The sequence below is a fragment of the Legionella sp. W05-934-2 genome (genome assembly GCF_964199965.1).
GTDB lineage: Bacteria > Pseudomonadota > Gammaproteobacteria > Legionellales > Legionellaceae > JAFIFT01.
This window is the reverse complement of sequence record NZ_CAXMZT010000002.1, coordinates 234091-245810: the sequence shown is the minus strand read 5'-3', so window position 1 is coordinate 245810 and position 11720 is coordinate 234091. Positions and strand designations below refer to the sequence as shown.

Sequence of the window (11720 nt, the reverse complement as noted above, 5' to 3'; positions counted from 1 at the left end):
CATTAACCAATATCCCATGGGTATATAAATGATTCAAACTCAAACCCGAGCCCATCGTTTGACCCGGCGCTCGATTCAAATTACTTTTGCCAAAGTCTAAAAACTCATAACCAATGCCCGTATGCCAATGGTTATTTAGTGGCGTTTGTATTCCAGCGCCTAAAGTGTAACTAAATGCTGTTTTGATATGGCTTTCAAAATTCTGATTCGGTATGGCTTGAAATATGAGTGGATTATTGGTGAAGTCATGCGCGCGGTTAAAGCCAATATTGACACTGCCGCTCACATATGGCACCAGTTTTTGTCCCTTATCCAATAAAGCTCTGCCTTTAACGCCAATGCGCGTATTGCGCACTTTATAGCGATAAGTGTAATTATTAAATTGTGGGTCCGCATCATCCCATATAATGCCATCGACTCTCGCATTGCCCGTCGTTGCCACAACCAAGCCTAATTGACCAAAAATTTGGCTTGAAAGGGCTTTTTGCACCCCTAAAAACAACTCCCCGCTCGGCATCCCTTTAAGTTTTTTAGAAGCTCGGTAGCTTTTTTCAATGGTGGGATTTAAATAAAACGTCTCTGTCTCGCCAGCCTTCGACCATGCAGTGCCCACACTTAACTGCCCAACCCATTGCCAGGCAGGAGATGGTGGCGCTGTATCCTGCATCATGCCCGCAAATAAAGAGCCCGAGGATAAACACCCTAGCATCACACCCTGAACTATCCTTTTCATTAGCTTCCCCTATATTATTTGGCTCTACCCCAAATAAGGGGGCACTTTAATCCAAGTTAGGTTAACCTAACTTATTGATTTGAATGGTGGCCAGAGACAGAATCGAACTGTCGACACAAGGATTTTCAGCCCCTTAATCATAAAATAACCAATTGATTTTATTATAAATTTTACCGTTGGAAACCACTGCAAATGTCGTACGATGTATAACAGTGTCGTACTCAATCACGCAAAACTCACACAAGGATATTATCCTTATGTTTTATCATTAGCATTAAATTTGTATCATTATTTAACGCATCTTTTGTTTCAATTATCTTGTGTTGTTTAAATCCAAGTTTCTCATAGCAACGAATGGCTGGTTTATTGTTTATCTGTGGATCAACAATACAATAGTTAAACTGAGGCCAAACATTTTCGTTGAGAAATTGATCGATTATCTTATATCCAAATCCTTTGCCTAAAAAGGCTGCATCGCCAATAAATAAATCTATTCCAGCAGAGTTGTTAATGATTTCATTTGGCAAGTCTTGATTGTCCCAAGGGAAGTCAAAAATTTTATATAATTGAATATAGCCAATAGGTTTATTGTTGATAATTATTATGAAACCAAATACGGGTTTCTCGCCTGTGATATATGGGGTTAGTTTTTGTAAAACCTCTTGCTTTGTCCATTGGCGTAAAGAATAGAATTGCTGAACATGGGGTAAATTAAACCATTTATGTATTGACTCTATGTCATTTATATTTACCCTTTTAAATTCAATGCTATTCACTTTTTGTTGGCACCTATATTTTAAGCCGTTATCTATTAATCGATTTACAGAATAATAAACCACAGGGCTATCACGTTTTAATCTTTCTCGCTATTGTTAGAATATTCAGGCTCTTATCCGCCATAAAATCATTGCCTTCCATATCATATTGATGAATAGTCTCAAAGCCATTTTTTGTCAGTATTGTTTGTAGTTCTTCTGCAGTGTAAATTTGTAAGCTAAAAGAATTCGTGATTACTTCAGGTTTGTCAACATCTTTGAAAATCGTATAGCGGTCATGAGAAGTGAGAAGCCCATTCTTTCTATCAATTTCAGAATGTTGAATATTTCGAATTTTGATACCATTATTAGTACTTTCAATATCCATATTGAAATCATCTATGACCTCATCGCTTATCGCTTGTAAATTAAAAATATCAAAAACATACAGACCTCCCTCTTTTAGGTTAACGTTAATGTTTTGCAGAGCTTTTTCAAAGTCGGTTTTGGTAAGGTGGCCAATAGCATTAAAAATAGTAATGATAGCATCAAACTTTCCCACACGTAGCTCTCGCATATCACCATGTATAAAGGTGATATTTTTTCCTTGCTTCTTAGCTTTATTACGAGCAATCTCAATGAGTGCAGGACTAAAATCACTACCGATCACCTCATATCCATGCTCAGCCAGATAAAACACTTGTGAGCCTGTACCGCAAGTCATATCAAGAACCGAATTTACATCCTGTTCCTTCAGTAGTTTCTCGATGAGAGCATTTTTGGATGCAGTATCATCGCTCACATTATGCGCATCGAAATATTCTGGCATTTGTTGATATTCAAGTGGCAAGCCAAGCTTATGTGTATTGCTCATTTCCGTTCCATAGTAATTTTCTGATGTTGAAAGTCTAGCATAAAGGGCGATGGCAAAAAATTAAAGTATACAGAACAAAGAGCAATGCTCTATAGGTATGCAAAAACAACAAAGTCATTTAGCCAATTATCAATGAGTGAAAATGCAGATATTGTGATGTTTTATTGCACTTCCTTTTTAAAAGATAATGTGTTCTATATAGATGATTTAGATACCATTGCCATCGCACAATTTAATGATGGCCAGGCTCTACTGTGGGATGTTTTTGGTCCAGACATTGTTGATTTAGATGATGTGTTATCTATATTCGCTGATAATCATATCGGGCAAATTAAGTTGGGTTTTACCCCTCTAGATACATCTTCATATGAAGTCGAAGAGCTGCAAGGGGAAGATAAACTATTTATTTTGTATGAAAGAGAAAATCCATTTAAAGAGAGCAAATTGATGTTTCCTTTATTATCTCATGCTTAGCTTGCGAGCATATTTCATATAGAAATTTCGGCAAAAATTGAATATTATCGCTGTCTAAATAAAAACATGAGTTAAGCACTATGAGTAAAAACTATCTATGGGATAAAAGTGGTATTAGATATCAGCTTATTTCTAATCAAAAAGGTAATAACTATAATTGGTTATTTTTACCAGGTGGTCCAGGTGCAGACTCTGAATATTTGGAGGGACTAGCATTAGAGTTAAGACTCCCAGGAAATACTTGGCTTATTGATTTGCCCAACAATGGTAACAATCAAGTTCATGAAGAGTATGACTTTGATAGTTGGTTTGAATTATTACTTCCATTAGTCAACCAATTCCAAAACCCAATACTCGTTGGTCAGTCTTTTGGGGGCATGTTCCCACTCATGTTTCCTCAACTTGAGGAGTTATTAAAAGGGTTTGTTATTTTGAATTCATCGCCAAGTTTATGGCATGAAACAGCAAACCGTGTCGCTTCGGAAAAGGGTAAACCTTCGATGGAAAAGCCACTTCAAGAATTTGTTGATAATCCAAATGATGAAACCTTTAAAATCGCCTTAATGGCTTGTGCCCCATATTACTTTACAGACTCAACAATTGAGCAAGGTAAGAAGGTATTGGGAAAATTGCCGTTTAATTATCATGCTGCTAATTGGTGGCAAGTTAAAGCAACAGAATTAAATTTTGATGCAACTTGGATCCCTGAATCGGTTGAAACGCTTATTGTTTGTGGAGAAGAAGATTGTATGACGCCACCTGAGCTGTTTACCAAAGATAGTCGATTTAAAAGGGATAATATAAGGATAGAAACAATAAAAAATGCGGGACATATGCCATGGTTAGATGATTTGGAATCAGTTAGATCATTGTTTCAAACATTTTTGGTTAAAATTGAGCGCAATTGATAAACGATCTCAAACATCCGGCAATGGACCCTGGATGTTCTTGCTGTGCTGTTCTGGGTAAATTTTTAGTGGCCTCATACATCATTTGGTAGCCAAGGGCTGCAAAAATGCCATTCAATTTATTAGCAATACCCAGGGCAGTCAGTAATGCCTCTTCACCATGAAGATCTAGCCAGGGGGATACACACTGAGATTGCAGTATTTTAAATGCATCGTCTTTTTCCCCAAGATCATTAAAGAACGTAATATTCCATAAGCAGCCACTTAAGGAAAAGAAAGGGTGGGAGATAACCGCTTCTCCCCAGTCTATAATACCTATTGAACCACTTTTGTTATCAAGGAGCATATTATTTTCTTGGAAATCACAATGGTTGATGGTTTCTGGAATTTTATATTTCGACAGCGCTTCGCATAGATTGATACAAGTCGGGCGGAGTTTTTGTAGATGATCAATTTCTTGTTCTGTTAATCCATCGTCTTGTAGAAGTTTATCTTGCTCAATGAGTTGGGAATATAATGATGGGAATCTATTCAGTCGCCAATCAGGGGTGCCCAAGTCAAGAAGTGCTTGAACTTTGTCTTCTAATGAACGTTGAATGTCGGTGAAATTTGAAATTCCTTGGATAAGGGGGGCTAAGTTGACATGCCCCTTAAACAGATGGCGTAACGAACTATCACCAACGGATGTCATCAGAAAACAATGCAGTTCATTATTCTGAGCAATGGCTTTAGGTATATTGGTACACCCATGTTGAGTTAGAAAAGCTAAGGTTTTTGGCTCTAGAAACAATGACTCTGGAACTTGTTTTAGATAATAAGTACATTCATTAGTTTCTATTTTATGGACAATTGAATATGAGGTCTCAACTATCTTTTTATGGGCTTGAACTGTTAAATGTTCTTTTGATAAATAATTGGTGGCCCATTGTAATGGCAGTTTTGATTGATTCATGCCTTCAATATTCCTTGAGTTTCTTCTACCTCGTCAAAAAATTTCACAAAGAAGGTTTTGGATAATTTGGGATTGTTATGATTGATTCTGGTGAATTCCTCAATGAAACCACATTTTTTGTAGAATTCTGGCGCTTGAAAGGCACTTGTGCATAGATTGATATTATTAAATCCTTGGCCTTTGAATTGTTCTTCTAAGCTTAATAGCAATTGCTTTCCATATCCCTGATTACGATAGGCACTATCGACCCAGATATCATCAACATAAATTTCAGCAAATGCCGTGTAGGCATTGATGACGCCTATGACAATATTATCTGGACAGGTCATTACCACAGAAAAACGACGATAATTCACGTCAATATCATGGTTGGCTTCATAAGCAACTAGGTCGTCTTGCATTCGTTCTTTTGTTTTATCATCAACATCTTCTACTACTTCAATTTTGTAGGAAGTATTTTTGGAAGATGTATGAATGATTTGGTTATGAGATGCTGAGTCAAAACAAAATATATAACGCATTGGTTGATCTGGGTCAAAATCGACCTCTTTGATTTCCTCAGTAAATTGACCATTTGTAAAGGTGGTGATTGCTTTTCGCCAAAAGAACAAAGCGCTTTTGTTTTCAGGTATGACGGATACTTCCCATTTTCCTTGGTGATGTTTCCAGATATAGTCGGCTGCCAATTGCCCAATACCTTTGTTTTGGAATTTTGCCAGGATAAAAAACTCACCTACATTCCAATTAGTTTCAGGGTAGCAACCTGCTTGATTTAACAAAATAAAACCTGCTATTTCATTATGAACCTTGATAAGATAGGCCTTTCTCGAGGGTTCTTCAAAGTAATGCTTAAAGTCAAAGCTTTCATAAAGACCATCAGAAGGTATCGCCCAGTCCTCTGAAATAAATCCACACTCCCTTGATAAATCATAAACATAAAATCTGGCTAAATTTTGGATAATAGGGTAATCCTCTATCGATGCTTTCTCAATTTTTAAGCCATGATGGAGTTTATTGATATCCACAGAACGTTCCTTAAAATATAGTTAGTGCATAATATCAGATTGTTCTTGAGCAGTATATTTAAGCCCGGAAGGGCCTCAATAATTAGAAAAAACATGAACATTTCCATCTAACTCAACCGCACAAAAATCATCGAAAAACAGATCACGGCAAAACGCTTCATAATCAAAATATCGCATCAAATTGTCCGACAATTTCTCGCCATAGCAGTCATCAATAAGATGGTGGGCAAAATCAACTTCAGAATCATAACAGCTATGATATTGCTCCTCTATCATCACTTTGGCAGCTTCAAAGCCGTACTCAGCAATTAATGCCTGGCCAAGTTCTTCATGCTCAGTTATAAACTCAGCATAATCCGTTATCGTGCTGATAGAATCAAATTCATGAATCTGAATATCACCGAATCCTTGATAATCATGGATGGCCCAGTCACTTGGATCGGAGACGGGGCTGTCATCAAGCATGACCTGAATTTCCTCCATTATCGCATCTTCCGATTGATTGGCATCAATCCATTGACCATGTAGGTAGCCACTATTATAAGATGCCAAACAGGCGACATAGATTTCTGGTTTATCCATTGGGGTTGTTCTCCTTGAACATGTAAATTAGAGAGCAAGCCCCTGCGGGAACTTACCCCCGCGCTGGGTTATGATTAAAACGGTATTTCTTCTGAGTCTGCCTGTAACATTTCCCGCATTTGAGCCATATGGATTTCTGCGCTTTTATTGGCAGTCTCATCAGCTGGTTTGGATTGACCTAATAGTTGAATATTATTTACCACAATACTGAGGCTATGACGGGTATTGCCATCGCCATCAGTCCATTGGTTAGAACGAAGTTTACCTTCAACATAAACTTGCGATCCTTTCTGTAAATACTCAACAACTTTGGTCACCTTGCCAAACATTACCAGTTGATGCCATTCGACTCTGGTTTTCCATTCATCATTCTGTTTGAATGATTCATTGGTTGCCAAAGTGGCTGTGACAAAAGGCTGACCGTTTTGGCTGATGATGGGTTTTAGTTCTGCGCCCAAGTTGCCAATCAGTTGTACCTTATTTAATGATGCTGTCATTGTGTTCTCCCGTTAGTTAAAAAGTCCGCATAACAGGAAAACCACCGCATAAAGCAGTATTTTTCCTGTTATGCGGTTAAAAAATAAGATTAAACAGCAGCAAGGGCTGCATGGCATTGATACCTGTCTGAATGAGCAACCAGAAATTCCAGCTTCCTCAGACTAAGTTCAACCTGTTTTTTATCTTCAATAGACAATTGACGATAAAATCCTTGCAGGTCATTCACACATCGGGCCAATTCAAATAGTAAATGGTCCATTTGAATGTTTGAAGAATCGAAATTTTGCATGGTATCGCTCCTTTGATTAAAGAGGGAGAGATAGTCCCAACAGGGAACAAACTCATCCCCATTGGGTTATGCAATATCACCAACCATAAAAGTTGATTTGCCAAGTTTTTAAAGAGTGAATGCTTAAAGCAAATACGGTATGACACCGTATAACTGTCCGTGAAAATCTTGTTTTCCATATAAGATATTTTTCCCTGCTGAACGCTCAACCACGGGATTAGGGAAAGAAGGTGGCTTTATAGTAAGACCTCGGAAGGTTTCGCCAGGCTTACACTGGCTCATCAGTTACTTTCCATTTCAGTTTATCAATGACAGAAATTAATTCAACAGGTTGTTCTAATTGATATCAAGTGTTATTGATTGTTACTGTAATTGTCTTGCTGATATTCTGAGGACTTTATCTTGCGTAATAAACGCGATTGTCAGTTGTCTTCATCAAGCCATTTCTGAGTTTGTTTTTTCCATTCAGCATAACAATCGTTACCACAAAAATATCGGACATAATCATCACCCTCAAACGAATTGGCCGCTGATTTTGGAACCTGTTTAAGACAGGTGTAACAGCTTTCTGTTTTGCAGTTACCATGGAGATTAAACTGTTCAAGAGAAATTAATGAGGGGAGGGCTTTCCTGTCTTCATCGGCATGGTCTTTGAGCGGTTCTTTAGGGTATCCCAAAACAAGACCACTGATGATGGTATGTTCTTCGGGAATTGAAATTTGTGCTTTGGTAAACGCCTCATCCAGGGTAACCCAGCAACAACCTATATCGAGAGCAATAGCTGCCAGCCACATATTTTGCATAGCAGCAGCCCCGCTGTATAAGTGCTGGTTATGTTGTTTTAGCCATGCATCAATCTCAATGCCTGTATCAACAGTCACGATAATTAAAAGCTGTGCTTGGGAGAGAAATGAAGCATGCTGAGCTTTTTCAGCCAGTGTGCTCAGAGTTTCTTTGTTACGAACCAGTGTAAAATGCCAGGGTTGTGAATTTAAGGGGCTTGGCGCATATTGACCGGCTTGAAGAATGGTTTCAATATCCTTCTCTCTTAATGCTTTATCAGTAAAATCGCGAACAGCACGCCTTTGTTTAATTAATTCTAAAATATCCATATCAATAATCCTCGTTTGTATTTACTTCTTCATTAGTTATCGATTGAAGCTTTAAAAGTACTTCTGAGCAAGCAACTGTCCAAAGATGCCTTGTTTGGGCTTGCCAGTTTCATCCAGTTTATGTAGTTGGCCTGGCTTTTCCTTATATTCCAAAATAGACCAGCCACTGTCTTGATAAAAATGATAGAGTTCATTTGGTTCTGGTAGATAAGTAAAACTTTCAGGATAGTTATAGGGTTCTGCTTTGATGGGGAAAACAAAAAAATGCATACCTCCTAAAGCAGTGAGCGATTGCAGCTTTGTCAGTAAAGGCTTAATGCTGGACCGATTTAAAAACTGAATGGCCACGGTAGAGTAAATAAAATCGAATGATTTATCTTTGATTGTAAGAGGTTGGTTTAAATCACAGACAAGTGCTTCAATATTCGATAATTGTTCTTGTGCTGCAATATGGCGAATATTTTCGATAGCATCTTTATTTTTATCTAAGCCAATAACATCGTGCCCAGGTAAGGAGAAATATAATGGATTTCGGCCTGAACCGCAGCCAACATCTAATATCGACATTTTCTCTCGGCCTTGCAGATAGGTTTGATAAATGGTCCATAAGTCATGATGCATAGCCCCCTGGTGGTATTTTTTCTCAAAAAAGCGATGCGATTGGCAGTAAAACTGCAAGGTTGCTTTGAAATCGGTACTTGTTGAGGCAATTTTATGCCATGAAGCAGGCGGAATTATCAGAGAAGGTAATTTTGAGTTTAAGGTATGATGGGAGAGTTGATTACCTTCTCCATCCAGAAAAACAAATTCAATCGTACCTTCATGCACAGTTAAGTGTCCCCAGGTACCTTCTTTGGTACTGTGTTTATCAAGGAAAAACTGAAGGTTCTTCTCGTTGTTGAGTTCAATTTGTTTGTAAGCCCGTAATCCTTTGAGTGTCTGTTGATAATTAATCATCATTATTCCCGCGCATTTGTTTGTTGCTTGGTTGCAGTTCTGCCGAATGGCAAGTATCCGTGAAGGGTATCCCGACTGAACGTCCAGCCACAGGGTTAGGGATCGGGGTGGCTAAGCACAAGACCTTGTATACGGTTTCGCCTTTAAAGGCTCATCAGCTGTGCTAATTAAAAGCTATCAAATCGGTGCTTGCTGCGCAAGGATTTAGCGTGGGTTTTTTGTTCAAACGCGTTGAGCGCCTTTGAACAAAAGCGCGGAATGTGTTGATTTTACTGAGTAAAATCAAGGATGGTTTCATGCGTCACTGCACATAAATTGCAGTGACGCAGAATATAGTTTTCAGTAGTAAAAAAAGCCATAGAAGTATATAGAAAACTCTAATATACTATGCCGGCTTTAATCATAAAAAGGTAAAGTAACTATGAACAAAAAAGCGGCCCTGCTAACATCATTTCTTCTAGTAAGCATGCCTATTTATGCAAAAGGATTTCTTAAAGATCGGCTAATGAAGTCAAAACATCAAACTTTTGTAGAAAACTCAAATAACCCTCACGACTTTTCAGGCTTATGGGTTGGGACATGCGATAAGCCACTAGAAAAATTAGCTTTAAAGATTACTCAAACTGACAAAAATATTATCTTGGCAGATGCTGAGAGTACTAATAAAAATGAAGAGAGTTTAAAATTTCCTATTAATCAGGTTAAATCAAAAATTGTTAGTACTTTGCATGGTGCTGAGCATTCTTTAAGTTCAGCATTATGGGTGGGTCAGGGAAGAATAGATTTATCATTTTATAGCATAGAAAGGGTAACTGAAGATCATACTATCTACAGTTTTGTAACTAATTATGAAGTAAGACTGGATTTAGAAAATGATAAATTGAAATTTATCATAGACAATTATCCAGATAATATTGTATGCATTCTTGACAAACAAGATTAGTAAATGTAAGCCTTATTAGGAAGCGTTGTTGTAAGTTACTATAACTTGTTATTCCAGTTCTTTCCGCATAAATATACAGTAGCTATTATCTACATAACCATAACGCTTAAAATCTTGCACATAACCAAGATTTTTATAGAACGTTGCAGCCTTTTGAAAACTCATGGTTTGAATAGTGGCTACTTTACATCCTTCCAGTTTTCCAAGTTCATCTACCTTATCCATAAGTTTTCTGGCTAGTCCTTGATTTCTGTAATTTGGATCTACCCAAAGTTGGTCGGTATAAACTGTTCCATAAATTACAAAACCGTTAGCACCAGCAATTATATTCTCTTCATCATCGCGGATAAAAAATGCAAAAGGATGTGCTTCACCAAATTCAGCTGTTTCTTGATTGATTTTTTGTGTAAGCATGTCGATCTCTGAAGGAGATGGATGGCTTATATACTCTATTTTATTTTTCACAGATATCCTCACTTTTGCTCAAGTAACTTCTCAAGTTTATGTGTGGGATATGGCGAAGATTTATCCATTTGAACTTCTCTATAGAATGTATGCATTTCCTCGGCAACCGCGACATGTTTGGACAATAACATTTTAACTTCATTTGTCATATCAACATTGAGTTTTTTATTAATGTAATCGTTCAGAGTTTGATCCCAATTTGTATTTCCCAGATAGCTGGTTAAAATGCCATGAAGCAAATTGACTGAAAAACTGCATCTATCATAATTTTTATGGTCTTCAAAAAAATGCTTTTCGGTGGTTGATAAATCAAACCTCTCAGATATCGCAAGTCCAAAATCACTCAGGTAAATATTCTCATCATCTGCTAAAACGTTCCAAAAGTGGGCGTCCATATGGAGAAAATTGTTTGCTTTCATAAAATCCAAGACATTTTCAAATGAACTACTTATCCGATTCAGATGCTTGCTTACGTCATTATTTGATTTGTCTGTTGTAAGTATCTCATTAAGATGTTGATATAAATTTTTAGGGAAGTGTTCCAGGAATAACAAAACGCTGGTGTTTGCTTGATTTAAGTTATCGATGCGACATTTGATTTGTTGATTATTTTCCCAGGTAGCGAAGTAATTATCTTGGGAATCCCAATACGACAAATCCTCTTTGTTGATTGAGTCAGGAATGATGCGCCAGTGGTACATAATAGGGAAGTTTGGACACTTTCTAGTAATTACCCAGTTCGTCGTCATAATGTGAGCAGCGAGTTCTCGCCATGCGCCAAAACCAGCTGAGCCTATTCCATATTGGTAGCACATAGGTAATTTGAATATATTTGCCGTTGACATATAGTTGTCAGGCTTTAATTCAAAATCCGATATTGGAACTTTTTTAACAAAAATAGGAGCATTATCAACTTCTATTTCAACAGAAGAGCCTCCAATACCTTTATGCTTTGATGTGCCTTCTGATAAAGCATGCTGCAATTGTTTATTGCTTAAGCAGGCCAGAGTATTAGAGATCGAATTGTATTTTTCTATTCGCAAATTTTCAGTATTATTCATTTCTTCTGTTGAATTAATAAGTTTTTGGTTTTATGCATCAAGTATACATGAGGAACAAACAGGGATTAATAGATAATTTTTAGCATTTCCTC

At 37.3% G+C, this 11720-nt stretch carries 16 protein-coding genes and 1 tRNA gene; 3 read left to right on the top strand and 14 right to left on the bottom strand.

Translation table 11 applies throughout. The features are described 5' to 3' along the window. The 4 genes from AB3348_RS03140 to AB3348_RS03125 all read right to left on the bottom strand — a co-directional run. On the bottom strand, positions 1-733 hold a 733-nt coding region (locus tag AB3348_RS03140; protein WP_367606092.1), incomplete at its 3' end, for an outer membrane protein. A gap of 84 nt (positions 734-817) precedes the next feature. Next, positions 818-895 (bottom strand) — tRNA-Phe (locus tag AB3348_RS03135). Positions 896-969: 74 nt separating this feature from the next. Next, the gene (locus tag AB3348_RS03130) at positions 970-1509 is read right to left on the bottom strand and encodes a GNAT family N-acetyltransferase (RefSeq protein WP_367606091.1); all 540 of its coding nucleotides are present in this window, start codon (positions 1507-1509) and stop codon (positions 970-972) included. 70 nt (positions 1510-1579) lie between these two features. Further along, the gene (locus tag AB3348_RS03125; protein ID WP_367606090.1) at positions 1580-2362 is read right to left on the bottom strand and encodes a class I SAM-dependent methyltransferase; all 783 of its coding nucleotides are present in this window, start codon (positions 2360-2362) and stop codon (positions 1580-1582) included. Positions 2363-2494: 132 nt separating this feature from the next. Here AB3348_RS03125 and AB3348_RS03120 point away from each other — a divergent pair, with 132 nt between their 5' ends. Then, positions 2495-2836: a hypothetical protein gene (locus AB3348_RS03120; protein WP_367606089.1), complete on the top strand. Its 342-nt coding sequence runs from the start codon at positions 2495-2497 to the stop codon at positions 2834-2836. Between the two features lie 80 nt (positions 2837-2916). Then, positions 2917-3744, top strand: coding sequence for an alpha/beta fold hydrolase (locus AB3348_RS03115; protein ID WP_367606088.1), 828 nt, complete (start codon positions 2917-2919; stop codon positions 3742-3744). On the opposite strand, the gene AB3348_RS03110 is transcribed toward AB3348_RS03115, so the two are convergent. The 8 genes from AB3348_RS03110 to AB3348_RS03075 all read right to left on the bottom strand — a co-directional run bounded on the left by AB3348_RS03110 (position 3725) and on the right by AB3348_RS03075 (position 9162). Continuing rightward, positions 3725-4696, bottom strand: a complete 972-nt coding sequence (locus tag AB3348_RS03110; protein ID WP_367606087.1) for an aminoglycoside phosphotransferase family protein — start codon at positions 4694-4696, stop codon at positions 3725-3727. The two genes, AB3348_RS03115 and AB3348_RS03110, sit on opposite strands and share 20 nt — an antisense overlap. Then, on the bottom strand, positions 4693-5721 hold the full coding sequence (locus AB3348_RS03105; RefSeq protein ID WP_367606086.1) for a GNAT family N-acetyltransferase: 1029 nt from the start codon (positions 5719-5721) through the stop codon (positions 4693-4695). Before AB3348_RS03105 ends, AB3348_RS03110 begins: the two co-directional genes overlap by 4 nt. Before the next feature lie 75 nt (positions 5722-5796). Further along, on the bottom strand, positions 5797-6303 hold the full coding sequence (locus AB3348_RS03100) for an antirestriction protein ArdA (RefSeq protein ID WP_367606085.1): 507 nt from the start codon (positions 6301-6303) through the stop codon (positions 5797-5799). 74 nt (positions 6304-6377) lie between these two features. After that, positions 6378-6800 (bottom strand): single-stranded DNA-binding protein, encoded by a 423-nt coding sequence (locus tag AB3348_RS03095; RefSeq protein WP_367606084.1) that lies wholly within the window; start codon positions 6798-6800, stop codon positions 6378-6380. A gap of 89 nt (positions 6801-6889) precedes the next feature. Beyond that, entirely contained in the window at positions 6890-7090 is a 201-nt protein-coding gene (locus AB3348_RS03090) for a hypothetical protein (RefSeq protein WP_367606083.1), read from the bottom strand. Positions 7091-7213: 123 nt separating this feature from the next. Next, positions 7214-7372, bottom strand: coding sequence for a hypothetical protein (locus AB3348_RS03085; protein WP_367606082.1), 159 nt, complete (start codon positions 7370-7372; stop codon positions 7214-7216). 140 nt (positions 7373-7512) lie between these two features. Next, entirely contained in the window at positions 7513-8202 is a 690-nt protein-coding gene (locus tag AB3348_RS03080) for a DUF3330 domain-containing protein (protein WP_367606081.1), read from the bottom strand. Between the two features lie 51 nt (positions 8203-8253). Continuing rightward, positions 8254-9162 carry a DUF1971 domain-containing protein gene (locus tag AB3348_RS03075; RefSeq protein WP_367606080.1) on the bottom strand — a complete coding sequence of 303 codons (909 nt, stop codon included), beginning with the start codon at positions 9160-9162 and terminating at the stop codon, positions 8254-8256. A gap of 418 nt (positions 9163-9580) precedes the next feature. Here AB3348_RS03075 and AB3348_RS03070 point away from each other — a divergent pair, with 418 nt between their 5' ends. Next, positions 9581-10102 (top strand): hypothetical protein, encoded by a 522-nt coding sequence (locus AB3348_RS03070; protein WP_367606079.1) that lies wholly within the window; start codon positions 9581-9583, stop codon positions 10100-10102. Positions 10103-10150: 48 nt separating this feature from the next. Here AB3348_RS03070 and AB3348_RS03065 read toward each other — a convergent pair whose 3' ends face one another. Beyond that, a complete protein-coding gene (locus tag AB3348_RS03065; RefSeq protein WP_367606078.1) occupies positions 10151-10567 on the bottom strand; it encodes a GNAT family N-acetyltransferase in 417 nt (138 codons plus the stop codon). Between the two features lie 8 nt (positions 10568-10575). Further along, a complete protein-coding gene (locus tag AB3348_RS03060; RefSeq protein ID WP_367606077.1) occupies positions 10576-11628 on the bottom strand; it encodes a hypothetical protein in 1053 nt (350 codons plus the stop codon). Between the last annotated feature and the right edge of the window lie 92 nt (positions 11629-11720).

Coding starts and splice junctions, on each gene's coding strand:
- AB3348_RS03110 (WP_367606087.1), bottom strand. CDS start 4,696: ATGAATCAATCAAAACTGCCATTACAATGGGCCACCAATTATTTATCA.
- AB3348_RS03085 (WP_367606082.1), bottom strand. CDS start 7,372: ATGAGCCAGTGTAAGCCTGGCGAAACCTTCCGAGGTCTTACTATAAAG.
- AB3348_RS03100 (WP_367606085.1), bottom strand. CDS start 6,303: ATGGATAAACCAGAAATCTATGTCGCCTGTTTGGCATCTTATAATAGT.
- AB3348_RS03075 (WP_367606080.1), bottom strand. CDS start 9,162: ATGATGATTAATTATCAACAGACACTCAAAGGATTACGGGCTTACAAA.
- AB3348_RS03120 (WP_367606089.1), top strand. CDS start 2,495: ATGAGTGAAAATGCAGATATTGTGATGTTTTATTGCACTTCCTTTTTA.
- AB3348_RS03125 (WP_367606090.1), bottom strand. CDS start 2,362: ATGAGCAATACACATAAGCTTGGCTTGCCACTTGAATATCAACAAATG.
- AB3348_RS03060 (WP_367606077.1), bottom strand. CDS start 11,628: ATGAATAATACTGAAAATTTGCGAATAGAAAAATACAATTCGATCTCT.
- AB3348_RS03090 (WP_367606083.1), bottom strand. CDS start 7,090: ATGCAAAATTTCGATTCTTCAAACATTCAAATGGACCATTTACTATTT.
- AB3348_RS03070 (WP_367606079.1), top strand. CDS start 9,581: ATGAACAAAAAAGCGGCCCTGCTAACATCATTTCTTCTAGTAAGCATG.
- AB3348_RS03095 (WP_367606084.1), bottom strand. CDS start 6,800: ATGACAGCATCATTAAATAAGGTACAACTGATTGGCAACTTGGGCGCA.
- AB3348_RS03115 (WP_367606088.1), top strand. CDS start 2,917: ATGAGTAAAAACTATCTATGGGATAAAAGTGGTATTAGATATCAGCTT.
- AB3348_RS03080 (WP_367606081.1), bottom strand. CDS start 8,202: ATGGATATTTTAGAATTAATTAAACAAAGGCGTGCTGTTCGCGATTTT.